The sequence below is a fragment of the Serratia sp. JKS000199 genome (genome assembly GCF_900215455.1).
GTDB lineage: Bacteria > Pseudomonadota > Gammaproteobacteria > Enterobacterales > Enterobacteriaceae > Serratia > Serratia ureilytica.
The window spans coordinates 2,620,547-2,641,261 of the sequence record NZ_LT907843.1; the positions used below are offsets into that span (position 1 = coordinate 2,620,547).

General features: G+C 62.1%; 16 protein-coding genes. 8 read left to right on the plus strand and 8 right to left on the minus strand.

Annotation, left to right across the window (positions count from 1 at the left end; all coding sequences use genetic code 11):
• Window positions 1-78: 78 nt before the first annotated feature.
• Entirely contained in the window at window positions 79-921 is an 843-nt protein-coding gene (amiA, locus tag CPH57_RS12555) for an N-acetylmuramoyl-L-alanine amidase AmiA (protein ID WP_096242405.1), read from the plus strand.
• Between the two features lie 54 nt (window positions 922-975).
• Window positions 976-2,028, plus strand: coding sequence for a porin (locus CPH57_RS12560; protein ID WP_033651859.1), 1,053 nt, complete (start codon window positions 976-978; stop codon window positions 2,026-2,028).
• Window positions 2,029-2,167: 139 nt separating this feature from the next.
• On the opposite strand, the gene CPH57_RS12565 is transcribed toward CPH57_RS12560, so the two are convergent.
• Both CPH57_RS12565 and CPH57_RS12570 read right to left on the minus strand, forming a co-directional pair.
• Complete coding sequence (locus CPH57_RS12565; RefSeq protein ID WP_033643734.1) at window positions 2,168-3,112, minus strand: NAD-dependent epimerase/dehydratase family protein; 945 nt, start codon at window positions 3,110-3,112, stop codon at window positions 2,168-2,170.
• A gap of 67 nt (window positions 3,113-3,179) precedes the next feature.
• Window positions 3,180-4,010 (minus strand): alpha/beta fold hydrolase, encoded by an 831-nt coding sequence (locus tag CPH57_RS12570; protein WP_033643735.1) that lies wholly within the window; start codon window positions 4,008-4,010, stop codon window positions 3,180-3,182.
• Between the two features lie 220 nt (window positions 4,011-4,230).
• Here CPH57_RS12570 and CPH57_RS12575 point away from each other — a divergent pair, with 220 nt between their 5' ends.
• The 5 genes from CPH57_RS12575 (at window position 4,231) to CPH57_RS12595 (ending at window position 12,728) form a co-directional block, all read left to right on the plus strand.
• Window positions 4,231-5,634 (plus strand): coniferyl aldehyde dehydrogenase, encoded by a 1,404-nt coding sequence (locus CPH57_RS12575; RefSeq protein ID WP_172428006.1) that lies wholly within the window; start codon window positions 4,231-4,233, stop codon window positions 5,632-5,634.
• 259 nt (window positions 5,635-5,893) lie between these two features.
• Complete coding sequence (gene katG / locus CPH57_RS12580; RefSeq protein ID WP_096242406.1) at window positions 5,894-8,089, plus strand: catalase/peroxidase HPI; 2,196 nt, start codon at window positions 5,894-5,896, stop codon at window positions 8,087-8,089.
• Between the two features lie 524 nt (window positions 8,090-8,613).
• Window positions 8,614-9,513 (plus strand): VOC family protein, encoded by a 900-nt coding sequence (locus tag CPH57_RS12585; RefSeq protein WP_033651863.1) that lies wholly within the window; start codon window positions 8,614-8,616, stop codon window positions 9,511-9,513.
• A 41-nt stretch (window positions 9,514-9,554) separates the two neighbouring features.
• Window positions 9,555-10,844: an alginate export family protein gene (locus CPH57_RS12590; RefSeq protein ID WP_096242407.1), complete on the plus strand. Its 1,290-nt coding sequence runs from the start codon at window positions 9,555-9,557 to the stop codon at window positions 10,842-10,844.
• Between the two features lie 501 nt (window positions 10,845-11,345).
• Window positions 11,346-12,728, plus strand: a complete 1,383-nt coding sequence (locus tag CPH57_RS12595; RefSeq protein ID WP_096242408.1) for a serralysin family metalloprotease — start codon at window positions 11,346-11,348, stop codon at window positions 12,726-12,728.
• 104 nt (window positions 12,729-12,832) lie between these two features.
• Here CPH57_RS12595 and CPH57_RS12600 read toward each other — a convergent pair whose 3' ends face one another.
• The 6 genes from CPH57_RS12600 to CPH57_RS12625 all read right to left on the minus strand — a co-directional run bounded on the left by CPH57_RS12600 (window position 12,833) and on the right by CPH57_RS12625 (window position 19,752).
• Window positions 12,833-13,885, minus strand: coding sequence for a nitronate monooxygenase family protein (locus CPH57_RS12600; protein WP_060660504.1), 1,053 nt, complete (start codon window positions 13,883-13,885; stop codon window positions 12,833-12,835).
• Window positions 13,886-13,981: 96 nt separating this feature from the next.
• Window positions 13,982-15,592 carry an MFS transporter gene (locus CPH57_RS12605; protein ID WP_047025360.1) on the minus strand — a complete coding sequence of 537 codons (1,611 nt, stop codon included), beginning with the start codon at window positions 15,590-15,592 and terminating at the stop codon, window positions 13,982-13,984.
• A complete protein-coding gene (locus CPH57_RS12610; RefSeq protein ID WP_047025359.1) occupies window positions 15,585-16,010 on the minus strand; it encodes a DoxX family protein in 426 nt (141 codons plus the stop codon). Before CPH57_RS12610 ends, CPH57_RS12605 begins: the two co-directional genes overlap by 8 nt.
• A gap of 9 nt (window positions 16,011-16,019) precedes the next feature.
• Window positions 16,020-16,850, minus strand: a complete 831-nt coding sequence (locus CPH57_RS12615; protein WP_096242409.1) for an alpha/beta fold hydrolase — start codon at window positions 16,848-16,850, stop codon at window positions 16,020-16,022.
• Window positions 16,851-16,992: 142 nt separating this feature from the next.
• Window positions 16,993-18,387 (minus strand): MFS transporter, encoded by a 1,395-nt coding sequence (locus CPH57_RS12620; protein WP_170852885.1) that lies wholly within the window; start codon window positions 18,385-18,387, stop codon window positions 16,993-16,995.
• 174 nt (window positions 18,388-18,561) lie between these two features.
• Entirely contained in the window at window positions 18,562-19,752 is a 1,191-nt protein-coding gene (locus tag CPH57_RS12625) for a sugar transporter (protein WP_046687439.1), read from the minus strand.
• 260 nt (window positions 19,753-20,012) lie between these two features.
• Between CPH57_RS12625 and CPH57_RS12630 the strand changes: the two genes are divergently transcribed.
• Complete coding sequence (locus tag CPH57_RS12630; protein WP_046688516.1) at window positions 20,013-20,699, plus strand: aspartyl/asparaginyl beta-hydroxylase domain-containing protein; 687 nt, start codon at window positions 20,013-20,015, stop codon at window positions 20,697-20,699.
• The last annotated feature ends 16 nt before the right edge of the window (window positions 20,700-20,715 follow it).

Below are 20,715 nucleotides of genomic sequence, written 5' to 3' on the forward strand. Positions count from 1 at the left end.
CGCTAACAGACAACGATGATGCCGGTATAAATTGTTATGTTATAACAAAACAACCTTCCCTTTATGCGGGTTAACCTTATGGCTAAGAAGGACCTTTTGAACACGCGCTTGTCCCGCCGCAGAATGATGCTGGCCGGGCTGGCGGCTCTGGCGCTCAATAGCGCCGTTTCTCCGCTGGCTGGCGCCCACGGCTTGCCACGCCCCAAAAAACAGGCGGGCCCTCAGGGTGCGCGAAAACGATTCCTGGTCATGTTGGATCCCGGCCATGGCGGCATCGACTCCGGCGCCATTGGCCACACCGGTTCGCTGGAAAAACATGTCGTTCTGGCGATCGCCAGAAACGTGCGGGCGCAGCTCGATCGACACGGCATCGATGCCCGCCTGACGCGAGACAGCGACGTTTTTATTCCGCTATACGATCGGGTGGAGATCGCGCACCGGCACGGCGCGGATCTTTTCATGTCGATTCACGCCGACGGCTTTACCTGCCCCAGCGCCTGCGGCGCTTCGGTCTTTGCGCTTTCCACTAAGGGCGCCAGCAGCGCGATGGCGAAATACTTATCGAACAGTGAAAACGCGGCGGACGATCTCGCCGGCCCCCACGTCATCAAGAAAGATCGCTATTTGCAGAAGATACTGTTTGATTTGGAACAAACGGAAACCATCAAAGAAAGCCTGACGCTGGGCTCGCACCTGATCCAACATATTGCGCCCATCCATCATTTGCATGCCAAAAATACCGAACAGGCGGCCTTCGTGGTGTTGAAATCCCCGTACATTCCTTCGGTATTGGTGGAAACCTCGTTCATCACCAACCCCGAGGAAGAAAGGCTGCTGGGCACCCCTGCATTCCGAAATAAAATCGCCACCGCCATCACGCAGGGGATCGTCAGCTACTTTAAACACGTCACGCACGCTTAAGCTTCACCAGGACGGCAAGCCGGCCGGCTTGCCGCGCACAGGGACGACGTCATCATGATAAAATGCAATCCTCGCGCTTTTTCGGCGAGCCTGTGGCTCCCGCTGCTGGCCCTGTTGCCGCGCAGCGCCTTCGCCGTGCCGCTGACGGTATCGCAACACAGCAGCCTGAATTTCTACGGCACGATTATCGCCAGACGCTACAGCGGCCAAAGCGAACGCGACGACGGCGACCGCAGCTATCTCTATTTCGGCCTGATCGGCAAAAAAAAGATCGCGCCGCGCTGGCGGGCCTACGCCCATTGGGAATATACCGTCAGCTTCGCCGACGCCACCCGAAACAGCACCCGGCTCGCCTACCTCGGCGTGCAGAACGCCGCCCTGGGCAGCCTCGATATCGGCCGCAACTGGGGCGTGCTCTATGATGTGACCGCCCTGACCGATCGCTCCCCGCTGTTCAGAGAAATGGCCTACAACTACATCGACAACTTTATGCGCGGCCGGGCGCACAACCTGCTCACTTACCGCAAACCTTTCAGCCTGTTTCAGCGGCACGCCGCCCTCGCGCTGCAGTATCAGTTCAAAGACGGCGACGATCGACAGGCGCTGGGCAAACAAAACGGCAACGGGTTCGGCGCCTCCTTCCGCTATGCGCTGACGCCGACGCTCAGCCTCATCGCCGCCGCTTCGGCGTCTCAAACCACGCAGCGGCAGCAACGCGCCGCCGGCTATCGTCGGCGCATCGATACGCTGGCCGAGGGGGTTCTCTATGCGTCGAAAAAAATCTATCTCGCGGCCGTGTTCACCCAAAGCGACAACGCCATCAGCCCGCAACAAACCGCTAACCGCGGCTCGGCGTCCAGTTATGAAGCGCTCGCCAAATACCGGCTGACGGACCACATCCAACCCAACATCGGCTATACCCGTTTGATACAGGCCCGGGCAGGCCGCAACACCGACTTATTGAACTACGAGGAGTTGGGCGTGACCTGGTTGCTCAATAGCAACATGCAGGTGTTTATTAACTATGAATTCAATAACCTTTCTCGGCACGCTCCCGGCGTCGATGCGTCGGACAAACTCGATATGGGCATCAGCTATCACTGGTGACGCGCTGCCGCAGCCAATAAAAAGCCCCGCCCGGTGAAGGGCGAGGCTCGCTCGCGCCGATCGAGACGGTGCGAGAGGATCATGAGGGCAGAGTGATGACAGGGTGCCGAATGCGCCTGCTCATGGCGCGACGGACGCCTCAGCGCGGCGCTTGCGCGTTTTTCCACTCCCGCCAAATCGTTTCCAGCCCGGCGCGATACGTCGTGACGGCGAAGTCGGGAAAACGCTGTTTGAACTTGGTCGAGTCGAACAGGTTATCGTGCTCGTAGCGCGGCAGCAGCTCGCGCATCTCTCGCGCCCCGGACGAAACCAACCCCGCGGCGATCAACGCCCATTTGCCGATAACGGAATATGAAATCTCCTTCCCAAACACCTCGCAGGCCAACGCGGCGAACTGCGCATAGGTGAGCCGCTCGTCGCAGCACGGGAGATGCCACGTCTGGCCGAACGCGTCGGGCGTATTGCCGAGCCGGGCTAACCCACGGCTGGCGTCGGGCGTCCAGATCAGCGTGCGCAGCCTGTCGTCGCGAACCGGCACGCGCGGTTTTTCCCCCGCTTTCAGCCTGTCGACGATCAGCGCATTGGTGAAGCTCTGCGTTTTTCCCGGCCCATAAAACTCGGGCGCACGACCGATCAGCACGGGGATCTGCTTGCGCTCCATCTCGTCGAGCACCTTCTCGGTCATCAGAGCGCGCACCCGTCCCTTGCGCCCCCGAGGCGCGAACGGCGTCGATTCCGTCTGCGGCTCGCCGTTCTGCGGATACATATAGGTATTGTCGAAATAAACAAAGGGCACGCCCGCGGTACGGCTGGCGTCCAACGCATTCTGCAGCATGGTCGGAAATTGCCGCTCCCACAGCGCCGAATCCGGCGGCAGGCCGGCGGCGAAATACACCACGTCGCTGCCCTTCACCGCCGCCAGGGTCTGCTGTGCATCGAGCAGGTCGGCCGCGACCAGCGTATCGCTGTCGTTGACCTTCCTCGGGTTGCGGCTGACCAATCTTAAATCATCGGTGTACGCGCGCTTCAGTTCACGCGCCAGCTCTTGGGCGATCTGGCCACTGGCGCCCAGGATCGTTTGCATTGGCGTTCCTCATCGCAATGAAAAAAACTCCGCCCACTCAGGGCGGAGCAAAAGTGCTTGTTCGCGCTTAACTGTTCACGAACGCCAGCAGATCGGCGTTGACCTGATCGGCATGGGTAGTCGGTATGCCGTGCGGCGCGCCCTTATAGGTATGGAGCGTGCCGTTTTGCACCAGCTTGGCCGACAGCGCGCCGGAATCCTGATAAGGCACCACCTGGTCGTCGTCGCCGTGGATCACCAGCACCGGAATGGCAATCTTCTTGAGATCTTCGGTGAAATCGGTCTGCGAGAAGGCGACGATGCCGTCATAGTGCGCCTTGGCGCCGCCCATCATGCCCTGCCGCCACCAGTTCCAGATAATGGCCTCCGACGGTTTGGCGCCCGGACGGTTATAGCCGTAGAACGGGCCGGCGGGCACGTCGTAATAGAATTGCGCCCGGTTGGCGGCCAGCTGCGCCTGGAAATCATCGAATACCGATTTTGGGGTGCCCTGCGGGTTACTGTCCGTTTTCACCATCAGCGGCGGCACCGCGCTGATCAGCACCGCTTTGGACACCTTGTCCTCGCCGTGGCGCACGATGTAGCGCACCACCTCGCCGCCGCCGGTCGAGTGGCCCACGTGCATGGCGCCCTGTACGCCGAGGTGTTTTACCACCGCGGCGACATCATCGGCGTAGTGATCCATGTCGTGCCCTTCCCACACCTGGCTGGAGCGGCCGTGGCCGCGGCGATCGTGCGCAACCACGCGGAACCCTTTGTTCACGAAGAACAGCATCTGGGCATCCCAGTCATCGCTGGACAGCGGCCAGCCGTGGTGGAAGTAGATAACCTTGCCGTTTTTTGGGCCCCAATCCTTGTAGAAAATCTCGACGCCATCGCTGGTCGTTACATAACCCATGTCGTTTCTCCCATTTACACTCTGGTTAAAAAAGAAGGTTTATACTGCGCACGGCGCCGGGATCTCTGGCTCCCTCATCCCGGTTGGCCGACGATCTTGCGTTGATCGTTTAACGAGTATAGGTTTAAAGTTCACTTTAAGGTCAAACACAATTCGGCAAACCGCATTCCCGCTTTCACTCGGCATCAGGAGAATTCAAGTGCAGGGAGATGACATCCTCATGACGATGGAGCCGCGGCTTGCCGCCCAGCGCCACGCCTTCCTGCGCGACGGCGCGCCGACGATGCAACAGCGCAAGGCCGCCCTGCGCCGCTTGCGGAGCGCCATTCTGGCCCAGCGCGCCGCGCTGGCGGCGGCCGTCAGCGCGGACTTCGGCCACCGTTCGCCTTACGAAACCGATATTCTGGAGATTCTGGTCACCGTTCAGGCGATCGATTACCTGCTGCGCAACCTGAAACGCTTCATGAAGCCGGAGCGCCGCCACGTCGCCCTGCCGTATCAGGCCGCACGCGCCTATGTGCAATATCAGCCCAAGGGCGTGATTGGCATCATGGCGCCGTGGAACTATCCCTTCTCGTTGACCTTCATCCCGCTGGCCACCGCCCTGGCCGCCGGCAACCGCGTGATGCTGAAACCTTCGGAGCTCACGCCGCATACCAGCCGCCTGATCGAAACGATGCTGGCGGCGCTGTTTCCCGCCGATGAGGTCGCCGTCGTGACCGGCGGGCCGGACGTCGGGGCCAGATTCAGCGAGCTGGCGTTCGACCATCTGGTGTTCACCGGCAGCACGGCGATCGGCCGTCAGGTCATGCAGGCAGCCGGCAAACATCTGGTGCCGTTAACGCTCGAACTGGGCGGTAAAAGCCCTGCCGTCATGGCGCGCGGCGCGGTTAACGCCAGAAACGTCAAGAGCGTGGCGTTCGGCAAGCTGTCGAACGCGGGCCAAACCTGTATCGCGCCCGATTACCTGCTGGTTCATCAGGACGATCTGGCAAGCTTCATGGCGCTCTATGACGCGGCGGTTAAAAGCTTTTATCCCGACGGGCCAACCGGCGACGACTACGGCGCCATCATCAACGACAGGCACTATCGCCGCTTGCAAGCGCTGCTTGCCGACGCACAGGCGCGCGGCGCGCAACTCCATCCGGTCGGCCACCGCCCGGACTCGGCGTCTGAACGGCCGAACACGCTGGCCCCTACGCTTATCGTCGGCGCCCCCGATGACAGCGCGATCATGCAAGAAGAGATCTTCGGGCCGCTGCTGCCGGTGCGCACCTACGCCGCCTTTGATGAAACGATCGACGTTATCAACGCCGCGCCCCGCCCGCTCGCGCTCTACTACTTCGGCCCGCCGGGCGAGGATCGGGACCGGCTGCTGGCGCGCACTACCTCCGGCAACGTCAGCATCAACGCCACCCTGCTGCACTTCGCCCAGGACGACCTGCCGTTCGGCGGCATCGGCCCCAGCGGCATGGGAGCCTGTCACGGCATCGAAGGATTTCGGGCGCTGAGCCACGCCAAAGGCGTTTTCATCCAGAGCCGCTGGCGCTTTACCGACCTGCTGCGCGCGCCGTTCGGCAAGCTGGCGGACGCGGTGCTCGCGGTCATGTTGCGGCGCCGATAACGCGGCGTGTTGACTATCAATAGCACACCCATAAATCGCCGCAAGCTATCACAATATTCACTCATTCCTATTTTATCTCTCCGCCGCCGCTGACTAAGCTTAGCCCTATGTCCCCCTTTGCCCGTTGGCGGCGAGGGTGACGTCAATCGATTGAGTTCAGTTACTTAGCGCAACACCCGACGCAAGCCTTACCCGCATGCCTTGTTAACCGCTCCACGCCCGGCGGCTGGAGCATCTTTACGGAAGCAGAGAGCGCATTATGACAACTGAAAGCAAATGCCCGTTTTCGGGCGGCAAGCAGCCCGCACCGCAGAACGGCCCCACCAATCAGGATTGGTGGCCTAATCAGCTCAGCCTGAAACCGCTGCACCAGCACTCCCCCCTGTCCGATCCGATGGATAAAGACTTCAACTACGCCGATGCCTTCAACAGCCTCGATCTGGCGGCGGTCAAACAGGATCTGCACGCCCTGATGACCGACTCGCAGGAATGGTGGCCGGCGGACTTCGGCCACTACGGCGGCCTGTTCATCCGCATGGCCTGGCACAGCGCCGGCACCTACCGCATCGGCGACGGCCGCGGCGGCGCAGGCGAAGGCCAGCAGCGCTTCGCCCCGCTCAACAGCTGGCCGGACAACGTCAGCCTCGACAAGGCGCGCCGTTTGCTGTGGCCTATCAAGCAGAAATACGGCCGCAACATCTCCTGGGCCGACCTGATTATCCTGACCGGCAACGTGGCGCTGGAATCGATGGGCTTCAAAACCTTCGGCTACGCCGGCGGCCGCGCCGACACCTGGGAGCCGGACGACGTCTACTGGGGCTCTGAGAAGATCTGGCTGGAACTGAGCGGCGGGCCGAACAGCCGCTACTCGGGTGACCGCGATCTGGAAAACCCGCTGGCGGCGGTGCAGATGGGCCTGATCTACGTCAACCCGGAAGGCCCGGACGGCAACCCTGATCCGGTGGCCGCCGCGCGCGACATCCGTGAAACCTTCGCCCGCATGGCGATGAACGACGAAGAAACCGTGGCGCTGATCGCCGGCGGCCACACCTTCGGCAAGACCCACGGCGCCGGCCCGGCGTCTCACGTCGGCGCCGATCCGGAAGCGGCCGGACTGGAGTCGCAGGGCCTCGGCTGGCACAGCACCTTCGGCACCGGCGTCGGCAAAGACGCCATCACCAGCGGCCTGGAAGTCACCTGGACCACCACCCCGACCCAGTGGAACCACGACTTCTTCCGCCACCTGTTCGAATACGAATGGGAGCTGAGCCAAAGCCCGGCCGGCGCGCACCAGTGGGTGGCGAAAGACATCGGTGAAACCATTCCCGACGCCTTCGATCCCAACAAAAAACGCCGCCCAACCATGCTGACCACCGACCTGTCGCTGCGCTTCGATCCGGCCTACGAGAAGATTTCGCGCCGCTTCTATGAGCACCCGGAGGAGCTGGCCGACGCCTTCGCCCGCGCCTGGTTCAAGCTGACCCACCGCGACATGGGGCCGCGCGCGCGCTACCTCGGCCCGGAAGTGCCGCAGGAAGCGTTGATTTGGCAGGATCCGATCCCGGCGGTCGATCATCCGCTGATCGATGAGCAGGACATCGCCGCGCTGAAAAACGCCGTGCTGGCTTCCGGCCTGTCGGTGTCGGCGCTGGTCTCCACCGCCTGGGCTTCCGCTTCCAGCTTCCGCGGCTCAGACAAGCGCGGCGGCGCCAACGGCGCGCGCATTCGCCTGGCGCCGCAAAAGGACTGGGCGGTCAACCAACCTGCGCAGCTCGCCGCGACGCTGGCCAAGCTGGAGAGTATCCAACGCGCCTTCAACGATGCGCAGACCGGCGGCAAACGCGTCTCGCTGGCGGATCTGATCGTGCTGGCCGGCGCGGCGGGCGTGGAACAGGCGGCGAAGAACGCCGGTTTCACCCTGACGGTGCCGTTCGCCCCGGGCCGCATGGACGCCTCGCAGGAACAGACCGACGTGGACTCCTTCGAGGCGATGGAGCCGCTCGCCGACGGTTTCCGCAACTTCCTGAAGGGCAAATACCGCGTGCCGGCCGAAACGCTGCTGGTCGACAAGGCGCAGCTGTTGACCCTGACCGCGCCGGAAATGACGGTGCTGGTCGGCGGGCTGCGCGTGCTCGGCGCCAACGTCGGCGGCACGCAGCACGGCGTGTTCACCCATCGCCCGCAGGCGCTGACCAACGACTTCTTCGTCAACCTGCTCGACATGGGCACCACCTGGCACCCGGTCGGTGAAGACGGCCTGTTCGAAGGCCGCGATCGCCGCAGCGGCGCGGTTAAATGGACCGGCACCCGCGTCGATCTGGTGTTCGGTTCGCACGCGCAGCTGCGCGCGCTGGCCGAAGTCTACGGCAGCGCCGACGGGCAAGAGAAGTTCGCCCACGACTTCGTCGCCGCCTGGAACAAAGTGATGAACCTCGATCGTTTCGATCTGGCGTAACGCCCTCCAACGGCCTGCTTCGGCAGGCCGTTTTCTCTCCCGAGATAAACACCGCCTCCCCCTCTCCGTCAGCCCTGTCAGGCGCCGCGATATTCTCTTTTCCCGCTTATTCGTATTTACTCAACAAGTCATATAAAAATTTGATGGGCGGCAATTCTTTTAATGCTGTATTTATATTTAGAGGGCAATGAAGAGCGTAAACTCACATCGTTAATGCGATATATCCCATCAAGGAGATGACCGTTATGGATTATCCTCGATACACCTCAACACGCGACGAGGCGGATCTCATCATCGCCGTCCCTTAGCGTCAGTGGGTTTGGCCGGCAAAGGCGCCCCATCGTTTTACGCCATAAAAATAGATGTTCTGCACCTGCGCGATATTCGCCTGGGCGCCTGACGTTTGCCCTTCGTTAATGTTTCACGGCGCGCATTGCGCTTTTGGTTTTTATTTTTCAGCCGACGGGAAAGCTCATGGAAAATTACGCTTCACTCAGGAATATAACCGCTACCTGGAGGTCAACATGCAACATATTATCGGCATTTCTTCTCGTCGGCTGAGAATATCGGCCCTTGCTCTGCTGCTCCCGGCGATGTCATGGGCGGCCGATACGGCGTCTGTCGCCGTAGGGCCGCAGTATGACACCACCCATGTCTACGTCGAACGCGGCAAGATGGATGCCTTTGTCGACAGCATCCTGAAAACTTTCGGCGGCACCAGCACCGAACGCGTGCTGGTCAACGTCACGCCCACGCCCAGCGAAACCTACTCCCAGCTGATACTGACGCCGGCCGGCAGCTTCTCGGTGTTCGATTTCAAAACGCCGATCCCGCATCCGTTTGGCGCTGAGCGCAACGGTTTTCTGGTCAGGGATATGGACGCCGCCATCCGGCAAGCCAAGGCCGCCGGCGCCGATGTGCAGGTCGAACCCTTCGACGATCCGATTGGCCGCGACGCAGTGATCCAGTGGCCCGGCGGCGTCAACATGCAGCTTTATTGGCACACCAAAGCGCCCAACTACAAGCCGCTGCTGAGCGTGCCGGAAAACCGCCTGTACCTCTCCGCCTATCGCGTCGACGACTTCCTTAACAGCTATCGGGCATTCTCGCACGCCAAGGTGGCGAGCGACGCGCAAGTCAGCGATGCGGCGATCGGCCGTAACGGCAACGGCAAGATCCGCCAGATCGAACTGGACTCCCGCTTCGGCAAAACGCGCATTTTCGTCACCGACGGGCATCTGCCTTATCCGTTCGGCCATGAGCGCACCGGCTATGGCGTCGACGATCTGTCGGCCACGCTGGCCAAAGCGACGGCCAGCGGCGCGCAGGTGCTGTGGCGTTCGACGGCGGCGGAACGCCGCGCCTCGGCGCTGGTGAGTTTCCCCGGCGGCTATATCGCCGAAATTCACCAGACGGCCAAATAAACCCAAGGCGCGCTGCGGCGCGCTTTTTTCTTCGGATATCCATGATGAAACGCACGCTACCCGCACTGTTGCTGTTCTCCACGCTCCCCGCGCTGGCGGCGGAGCCCGCCGCTTCCCCCTGGAAAAACATCCCGTTGGGCGATGCGGCCACGTTGTCTTTCGACGGTTCACTGCGCGAGCGCTATGAATGGACGGATCAGCGGGATCTGAACGGCGGACGCGACGACACCTTCATGCAGCGCTTGCTGGTTGGCGCGCGCCTCGACTACGGCGACTATGTCGGCGCCTATGTGCAGGTGGGATCGTCGCTGGCCACGCCGCGCGACCGCGGGCGCAAGCCGACCGACGAAGATCATGCCTACCTCGGCCAGGGCTATGTAGATATGAAACTGCCCACCGCCTACGGCCTCGGCACCCTGCGGATCGGCCGCCAGGAGATTGCGCTGGGCTCGCTGCACCTGCTGGGCACCCGCGACGGCCCCAACGTGCGCCGCTCCTTCGACGCTATCCGCGCCAGTTGGGTCAAGGACAAAAACCGCCTCGACGCCTTTATCGGCCACCCCATTACGCTCAAGACCGGCAGTTTCGACGACGATACCGACAACAGCCAAAAGGTATGGGGGCTGTACGGCACCACACCGCTGACGCCGCTGGCTTCCTCGCTCGATCTTTATACCTTCGGCTTTGAAGATAACGACGCCCACTACGCGCAGCTCAGCGGGCAAGAGCGGCGCTACACCGTCGGCGCGCGCATTTTCGGCGCGGCGCAGGGCTTCGACTGGGACAATGAGGCCGCCTGGCAGTTCGGCAGCGCGGAACAGCGCGACATCCGCGCCTGGTCGGCGTCGGCGCACGCCGGCTATACGGCGAACGACTGGCGCTGGCGGCCGCGCTTTGGCGGCAAAATCGGTATCGCCAGCGGCGACAAAAACGGTCACGACGGGCAGCTCAATACCTTTAACGCCATGTACCCCAAGCTGCCCTACCTGACCGAGAACGGGCTGGTGGCGCCGGCGAACCTGATCGCCATCCATCCTTCGGTCACGATCACGCCGTGGCAAACCCTGTCCATCGACTTCAGCTGGGACGCGTTATGGCGGCAACGCCGCGAGGATGCCTTCTACCTCGGCCCGATGCGCCCGGTGAAAGGCAGCGAACAGGGCTCGCGCTTTATCGGCAACCAGTATCAGGTCGAAACCACCTGGACACCGCGCAGCGATCTTCAGTTCAAGGTGGCCTATGTCTACTTCGACGTCAGCAACAGCCTGCAGCACCATGCCGGGCTGAAAAACATGAACTTCGTCCTGGCGCAGGGCACCTACAGTTTTTAAGTATCAGGCAAGTTAATCGGTGTACGCGGGCGCCCTCAATAATCCCGTATCCGATTAATGCCGACAGCCGGCGTGCGGCCGCCTCTATGCGTTACGGCAATGGCGGCTACTCACCGCATTTCACAGATAAAGAGCTGGAAAAGCAGAAAGATAAATCAGCGACGCAAACGCCGCGCGCCGATTACAGAGAAATATTAAATAAAGATTTAATTCCAACGAGTTATTTAAACACGTCTTTTACTCATATCTTATGTAAAAGATTCATATAAGAATAACTCATTAATAAAATAATTGTGTTTATACTGCTTTAACTCAATCACAGTGCACAATTAATTCCTCACCGTGATTAATGATAAGGATATATTCCGCTTGAACGCAATATTCAAGCCAGACCAAGGAGGCAAGCCAATGATATCACTTTAATTACCCCTGATTTTCAAACCTGTGTACGAGCATATAGAGCGTTAGGTGCAATATTGTCAACGTCCAAAGGAGTTTGATATGTCATTAGCGACCGATAAGATTTCCGATTATTTAACCCGTTATGAAAGAGGCGATCACGCGGGGAGCAGTAAACCGTCATATACCACGCAAGAGGTTTCAGATCTGCTGCTGAGGAGCCATTATTCCGCCAATGGCAAAGGCGTGACCGACCATGCGGCTACCTTGACCTACTCTTTCCCCGTCTATACGGGCAGCGACAAGACGGGCGCCGCGCAGCTTACCGCCGCCCAGCAAGCCCAAACCAAGCTTTCATTGCAATCCTGGTCGGATGTGGCCAACATCACGTTCACCGAGGTTAAAGGCAACGACGCGAAAAATGCAGATATAAAGTTTGGTTTTTATAAGGCGGCCAGCGGGGGCAATTACACCTCGTATGAAAGTACGCAGAGCAATCTAAAAAGCACCATTTGGATCAGCGGCAATAACGGCTACGACGCCTCCAATCCGCAAACCAATAATTACGCCAGGGATACACTCACCCATGAAATAGGGCATGCGTTGGGGCTTTCTCATCCCGGCAATTATGATGCGTCAAATGCCACCTACCCCACCTACGCCAACTCGGCGAAGTATTATGAAGACGACCATCAATATTCTTTGATGAGCTATTTTAACGAACAATACACCAGCGCTGACTATAAAGGCGTTTGGCCATCAGGGCCGCAGCTGGATGATATTACCGCCATACAGAAGCTTTACGGCGCGAATACCACCACGCGCACCGGCGATACCACCTATGGTTTCAACTCGAATACGGACCGAGACTTTTTGAGCGTTAAGGCGTCCACGGACAAAATCGTGGCGGCTATCTGGGATGCCGGCGGCAATGACACGCTGGATTTTTCAGGCTACAGCCAGGATCAGCGCATCAACATTAACGAAGGCGCATTCTCTGATGTCGGCGGCTTGAAGGCGAATATCGCCATCGCCTACGGCGCGCAGATTGAAAATATCATCGGCGGCAGCGGCGCCGACATTCTTGTGGGCAACGCGCTGAACAATACGTTAAAAGGCGGTGCAGGCAACGACATCATTTACGGTGCCGGCGGCGCCGATCAGCTCTGGGGCAATGCAGGCGCGGACACCTTCGTCTTCCGCGAAGCCGGCGACAGCCAAGCCGCCGCGCCGGATTGGATCCGCGATTTCCAGACCGCGGAGGATAAAATCGACCTGTCGTGGCTCAACCAGACGGCTAAGGCCGAGGGGGGCGAGTTGCACTTCGTGGATAATTTAAGCGGCTCGTTATATGAAGCGGCGCTGAATTATGACGCGCAGCAGAATGTCACCGATCTGGCCATCAATCTCTCCGGCAATCAATTGCCTGATTTTCTGGTTAAAATCGTTGGGCATGTCGACGCTTCCGCCGATATTCTCGTCTAGCCAAGAAACCAACAGTCCGGCGCGAACGCCGGACTGTTCATCTCTTATCAGACCTCACCCGGCGTCTTTTTACATTGCCACAGCAATAAATCGCGCAGACGAGGTCACACCGCTTCCAGCTCCGCCGCCAGGGTGGCGACCAGCTCCGCCGCCGGCATCGGCCGCGCCAGGCCGACACCCTGCCCGGCCCACAGCGACATAAACTCCCCGCGCCCGGCCTTGGCCGCCGCCTGGCGGATATCGCCGGTGAGCGCGTTCTGCACCGGATAAGGCAGGATCTGCGCCTCTTCCGCGCGCATCTGCCGCATGAAATCATTGACGATGCCGCGCGCCGGGCGGCCGCTGAAGGCGCGCGTCAGGCGCGTGCTGTCATCGCCGGCGTTGCTCAGCGCCGCCCGCCAGGCTTCGGCGATGCCCGACTCCGGGCTGCACAGGAATGCAGTGCCCAGCTGCGCCGCCTGCGCGCCCAGCAATTGTGCCGCCGCGATGCCGCGCCCGTTCATGATGCCGCCTGCGGCAATCGCCGGGATCTTCACCGCCGCCACCACCTGCGGCAGCAGGGCCATCAGGCCGACGCAGGACTGTTCGATATCGCCAAGGAAGGTCGGGCGGTGGCCGCCCGCCTCCGCGCCCGAGACGCAGACGAAGTCGGCGCCCGCCTCTTCCCAGGCGCGGGCTTCCGCCACCGTGGTGGCGGTGCCGATCACCCGCGAACCGGCCTTCTTGAACTGCGTGACCGTCGCGCGCGGCAGCACGCCGAAGGTGAAGCTGACCACCGGCGGTGCAGCCTCCAGCAGGGCCGCGATCTGGTCGCGGTTGTTTTCGGCGAATTGGGTCGGCATGGGCGGTTCACTCAGCCCCAGCGCTTCGCGGAACGGCCGCAGCAGGTGCTGGGCGCGCTTGAGCTCGGCGAGATCCGGGTGCTGCTCATCGAGCAGAAACAGATTGATGTTGAACGGCGCGGCGGTCTGCGCGCGGATCTGCTGCACGCGCTCGAGGATCACCGCCGGGGAAAACAGCGCCGCCGCGCACGATCCCAGCGCCCCGGCGTTGCTCACCGCCACCGCCAGCGCCGGCGGCGACGCGCCGTTCATCGGCCCCTGAACGATCGGATAGCGCAGCCCAAGCTCGCGGGCAAAAGCAGAAGGTGCCGTCATCAATATGTCTCCCTGTGCTGACTACATTCGTCTTACGGCGGCCGCGCCGCCGAACCGACCAAAAGCATAGCACCTTCTCACCGCCTGGCCGTGCAGTTAATGCTTCACCTGACGCCGGTCGAGCGACAGGAAGTGATGCACCACCGGTTTCTCAGGGCCGATATGGAAGCGCAGCGCCTCCTGCTGCAGATCGGCGTCGGCGTGCGATACCCGCTGGTGCTGCCGCAGATGCTCCGCCCAGGATTCCACCAGGAACCACTCCATGATGCATTCCGGATCGCCGGTGTGCTCGGTGATGCCCCAGGCGTAAGCGCCATCGCGGCGACGCGCCCGCTCCAGCATCAGCAGCGTGCGCAAGAACTGCGGCCGATCCTGCTCGCGAATGCGGTACTCCACCTGAATCATCACCGGGCCGCGATCGTTCTCGACCGGCGTGTTAACCAACGGCTCCGGCCAATGGTTCGACGGCTGCAGATCGGCCTCGCCGGTCGGCAGACGCAGGCGGTGGAACAGCAGCCCCGCCGCCAACAGGCCGACGCCGCCGACCAGCAGCGTGGCGGCCACGCCCAGCTCCTGCGCCACCAGCCCCCACAACAGGCTGCCCGCCGCCATCGCGCCGTTGAACACCATCAGATAGATGGCCAGGCCGCGGCCGCGCACCCAGTTAGGCAGCACGCCCTGCGCCGCGCCGTTGAGCGTGGTCAGCGCAATGATCCAGCCGGCGCCCAGCACCAACAGCAGCACCACCGCCAGCCACTGCGGCGGCGCCAACGACAGGGCCGCCATTACCGCCGCCGTCAGTACCGCCGCCAGCAACACCAGCCCGTCGGCGTTTAGCCGCTGGCGCAGGCGCGGCAGCACGATCGCCCCGATGATCGCCCCGGCGCCCACCGCCCCCAGCAGGACGCCGTAAAAACCGGCGCTGCCGCCCAGCATGCGGCGCGCCACCAGCGGCAGCAGCGCCCAGACCGAGCTGGAGAAGGCGAAGAACACCGCCGCCCGCAGCAGCACCACGTGCAGCTCGCGGCTGGAACGGGCATAGCGCAGCCCGGCGCGGAAGGCGCCGAAGAAGTGTTCCGACAGGCCGCTGTCCTCAACCTTCGGCCGCTTCCACCACAGCAGCGCCGCGATCACCAGCACATAGCTCATCACGTCCGCGCCGTAGGCCGCGCCGGCGCCGAAGCTGGCCAGCAGCAAACCGCCGGCCGCCGGGCCGATGGAGCGGGCGATGTTGATGCCCAGCGAGTTCAGCGCCACGGCGTTTTTCAGCTCGCCGCGCGGCACCAGCTCCGGCACGATCGCCTGCCAGGTCGGCCCCATCAGCGCCGCGCCGATGCCGCCGACGAAGGTCAGCGCCAGCAGGTATTCCACCGTCAGCGCGCCGGTCTGCGACAGCAGCAACAGGCTGCCGCTGACGCAGGCCAGCAGAATTTGCACGAAGATCAGAAAGCGTCGCCGGTCGAGAATGTCCGACAGCACCCCGGCCGGGATGGCCAGCAGGAACACCGGCAGCGTGGCGGCGGTTTGCATCAACGCCACCGCCGAAGGGTTGCTCGACAGGTCGGTGATCAGCCATGAGCTGGCGACGTCGCGCATGAAACTGCCGACGTTGCCGAGCACCGTGGCGCCCCACAGCACCGCAAATAATGGAATTTTCAGCGGCGCGAAGCCGCCCGCCGCCGCCTTGTTTTCCGTCTGTTCAGCCATCCGTTCGCTCCTTCAAATCGTTAAATGCCACCAGCAGCAGCGCGCCGGCCAGCCCGAGGTGTTCAAAAAATCCGTTCATCATCTGGCCGCGCTCCGCCCCGTCGAACTGCCAGAACGGATTGGCCATCAGCATCGCCATCAGGGTAAAACCGGCCAGCGCCAACGCGCCGAGCCAGCGATAAAAACCGCTTAGGATCAGCGCCGACGCCGCCAGTTCCAGCAGCGTCACCAGCACGGCGAACAGCGCCGCCGGCTGCAGGCCGAAGTGGGTCATCTCGGCGATGGCGCCCTCAACGTTCAGCGCCTTGACCAGCCCGCCCTGAATATAGGCGGCGCAGATCGCGAGCAGCAGCACCCAGCGCACCGCAGGCGCGTGCAGCCGCTGCGCGCAGCGGGCGGCGATAACAGTCAGGTTCATCGCGCCTCCTTAAAACGGCGAATTCTGGATGAAGGCCAGCAGATCGGCGTTGAAGCGATCGGGATCGGCCTGCGCCAAACCGTGAGAGCCGCCGGCGTAAACATTCAGCTCCGCCTGTTGCATAAGCTTAGCGGCTTTCAGCGCCGAGGCGCCGATCGGCACGATCTGATCGGCGTCGCCGTGCACCAGCAGCGTCGGCTTGTCAATCGCCAGCAGATCGGCGGTGTAATCCACTTCGGAGAACGCGCGTACGCAGTCGTACTGCCCTTTCACGCCGCCCTGCATGCCCATCAGCCAGAAGCTGTCGATCAGCCCCGCGTTGCTCTCCACCTCGTCGCACTGGAAGCCATAGAACGGCACCGCCAGCTCTTTGAAGAACTGCGAGCGGTTGCCCGCCACGCCGCTGCGAATGCCGTCGAACGCCGCCATCGGCGTGCCCTCTGGGTTGACCGGCGTCTGCAGCATCAGCGGCGGCACGGCGCCGACCAGCACCACTTTCGCCACCCGATCGCTGCCGTGACGGCCGATGTAGCGCGCCACTTCGCCGCCGCCGGTGGAATGGCCGACCAGGATCAGATCGCGCAGATCCAGCGTTTCGATCAGCAGGGTCAGATCGTCGGCGTATTGGTTGATGTCGTTGCCGTGCCAGGTTTGATCAGAACGGCCGTGGCCGCGGCGATCGTGGGCGATCACGCGGAACCCGCTCTGGCCGAAAAACAGCATCTGGTTGTCCCAGGCATCGGCGGACAGCGGCCAACCGTGCGAGAACAGGATCGGCTGGCCGCGGCCCCAATCCTTATAGAAAATGCGTGCGCCATCGGGCGCGGTAAGAGTGCTCATGACGTGTTCCCCGCTCGGTATCGAATTGGATTTTGGACGGGTTAACAGTACGGCAGGCGCAAAGGCAGTGATAACGGAATAATTTTCGCATGATCGCGAGTTTTTTTGCTGAAGAGGCCGGCGTCGCCGCCGGCGCAAAACGTCAGATGTTTTCCAGATCGATGCCGCGCGTTTTCGGGCCGAACAGCCCGATCACCAGCATCACGATCAGCATGCTGGCGACGATAAACGCGATCACCCCCAGCGAACCGCCGTACTGCAAGATAATGCCGATAATGATGCTGCTGAACACCGTCGACAGCCGGCTGAAGGAGTAGCAGAAACCGACGGCGCGGGCGCGGATGTGGGTCGGGAAGATCTCGGATTGATAGGAGTGGTAGCTGTAGGTCAGCCAGGCGTTGGACCAGGTGATGAAGAAGCCGCACAGGATCAGCCACAGCGGGTTGTTCTGCAGCGCGAACAGCGAGCCGAAGATCACCGTCACCAGGCAAGACAACACGATCTGCCACTTATTCTCCATCTTGTCGGCGTAGAAGCTGCACAGCAGCGAGCCCAGCGGGTAGGCCAGCGTGATGAAGAAAGCGTACAGCAGGCTGTGGGTGACCGAAGCGCCCTTGCCCGACAGCAGCGCTGGCAGCCAGTTGCCGAAGCCGAAGAAGCCGATGGCCTGAAAGAAATTCATCACCACCAGCATCAGCGTGCGATCGCGATACTGCGGCGCCCAGATATCGCGAAAGCGGCCGCGCAGCGGCGCGCCCTCGGCATCGTCAACCGGGCGCGACGGGAAGTCCGTGGCTGCCACGCCGCAGCGCCGCTCCATATCCCGCATCACCTGCCGGGCCTGCGCATAGCGCCGCTGCTGCACCAGCCAGCGCGGCGACTCCGGCAGCCCCTTGCGCACCAGCCAAATCACCAGCGAAGCCAGCGCGCCGGCGATCACCACGTAGCGCCAGCCGCTCAGGCCCCAAATCGTCTGCGGCACCAGCCACCAGGACATCAGCGCCACCGCCGGCACCGACAGGAACTGCACGAAGAACGCGAAGGCGAAAGCCCGGGTGCGCAGATGCGCGGGCACCCACTCCGTCAGGTAGGTATCGATGGTCACCAGCTCAATGCCGAGCCCGACGCCCACCAGAAAGCGCAGAAAGATCACCCACTCCGCCTGCTGTTGAAACGCCAGCAGCAGCGAGAAGGCGCCATACCAGATCAGGGCGAACATGAAGGTGGCGCGCCGGCCGAAGCGATCGGCGTACGGGCTCAGCAGGCTGGCGCCGACGAACAGGCCGAGAAAGGTGGCGGAGGCGAAGGCCGCCTGATCCGACACGCCGAAGACGCCCTGCGCGCCGGTGTGGAAAATGCCGTCGGCGATAAGGCCGGTGCTGATATAGCCGGTCTGGAACAGATCGTAGAGTTCGAAAAAGCCGCCCAGCGACAGCAGAATGATAAAGCGCCACAGGCCGGCCGACGCGGGCAAGGCGTCGATTCTGGCCGCCAAATCCCGCGCATGGATCGGCGACGCCGCTACAGAGTCACTCACCGTTAACCTCGCATTAACATTTTTGATGACTTTCTATGCTAGCGAAGCGGCGTCGGAGTTAAATTTTTAATTAGCAGACTATGAAAAAAAGTTAAGCATAAAACGCTGCAGCAGCCTGTTTTATAGCAGGAAAATGTAGCGCGGGATGCCGCAGCGGCATCCCGAATCGGCAGGTTAACGGCTGTGGTGGTGCTGCAGCCGTTCGCTGCGGTAGGCGCTCAGCAAGCACCAGCCGAGGGCGATCAGCGCCAGCGGCGCGGCGACGAAGCCGATGTTGCCCATGCCCAGATGCAGGCTCACCTGATTGCCCAGCAGCGCGCCGCTGCCGATGCCGAAGTTGTACAGGCCGGAGAAGATCGCCATCGCCACGTCGGTGGCGTCCGGCGCCAGGCTCAAAACCCTGGCCTGCATCGACAGGCCGATCGCCATGATCGCCATGCCCCAAAAGATGCACAGCACCGTCAGATGGCTTTCGCTGCCGGCGGCCGGCAACAGCAGCAGCAGGCTCAAGGCCAGCAGCGTAATGGCGCCGATAAAGAAGCCGGAAGGAAAACGCTCGCTGTAGCGGCTGAACAGCAGGCTGCCGACGATGCCGGCGGCGCCGAACAGCAACAGCATCAGCGTGGTGAAGTTCTCCGACAGCCCGGCCACGGTCTGGATAAACGGCTCGATGTAGCTGTAGGCGGTGAAGTGCGCCGTCACCACAATGATGGTCAGCATGTAAAGCGCCATCAGCGCCGGGCGCTTGAACAGCAGCGGCACGCTGGCCAGCGAACCGGAGTGCTCGCTTTTCAGCACCGGCAACAGGCGCCACAGCAGCACCAGCGCCAGGGTGGCGCACACCGCGATGCCGATAAAGGTCATGCGCCAGCCGAGCAACTGCCCCACCACCCGCCCGAGCGGCAACCCGAGCACCATCGCCAGCGCGGTGCCGCCCGCCAGCAGGCTCAGCGCCTGGGCTTTCTTGCCCGGCGGCGCCACGCGGATCGCCAGCGAGGCGGTGATCGACCAGAACACCGAGTGCGCCAGCGCCACGCCGGCGCGCGAGATAACCAGCGTGGTAAAGTTCCAGGCCACGGCGGTCAGTATGTGGCTGGCGATAAACAGCATGAACACGCCGATCAACAGTTTGCGGCGCTCGATCTTGCTGGTCAGCAGCATGCACGCCAGCGAGGCGGCGGCGACGATCCAGGCGTAAATGGTAATGATCAAGCCGACCTGTTCGGTTTGCATCGAAAAGCTGGCGGCGATATCGCTCAGCAGACCGACCGGAATAAACTCGGTGGTGTTGAATATAAAGGCCGAGACGGCGAGGATGACCACGCGCAACCAGGCGGTTGAGCGGGAAACGGGAGCGTGTTCCATGGTAAAAAAAATCCGGACAGGTGCGGGCAAGTCGCGATATTTTAACCAACCGGCCCGCTAAATGCGATACGCGTCACATTTTAATTGTGTGGTTTTTTTCACCGCCCATCGACACGCTCACCGACGCACGGTTGCCAAAATGCTGTGCTAATCTATTGAAGCGTACCAATTTTTCCTGCCGCTCTTCCCCGGCCGTCCACGCGCCGCGCCGAAGACCCGCGCAGTGTCCCTTTGGCGTTTCCTGAGGCGAGGTCATTATGATGTCCGCGATTTATGATTGGTCCGTACTTGCCCTGCGCAATGTTTACGATCGCCGCATCCAGGGCCAGCCGGTGCTCGACAGCGCGGCCCTCTTCCCCGACGCCGAACGCTTTACCGCCCAATGGCGGCAGATCCGCGAAGAGGCGCTGACGGTCGCCCACGATCTGCACAATATCCCGCGCTTCCACGAGATCATGAGCCAGCAGGCGTCCATCTCCGCCAACGACGCGCGCGACTGGCGCATGTTCATCATGAAGGCCTATGGCCAGCCCATCCCCCGCAACCTGGCACGCTGCCCGACGCTGGCGGCGCTGATCGCCTCCTCGCCGGACGTGCTGTCCGCGTCGCTCTCCTTCCTGGCGCCCGGCAAACAGGTGCCGCCCCATCGCGGCCCGTTCCGCGGCATTCTGCGCGGCTATCTGGTGCTGGACATGCCCAAACGCGCCGACGGCGCGCCGGCGGCGGTGCTGAAGGTGGATGGCCGCGAATACCGGCTGCGCGAAGGGGAGTTCATGCTGTGGGACGATACCTTCGAGCACGAGGTATGGAACGACAGCCCGCAGGTGCGCACCGTGCTGCTGCTGGACATTCGCCGCCGCGACATGCCCGGCGGGCTGCGGCTGCTCTCCAGAGCCATCATCGCGCTGGTGCGGCTGAACGTGCGCTGGATGCAGCGCCAGTTCTGACTGCGGCGCACAGGCG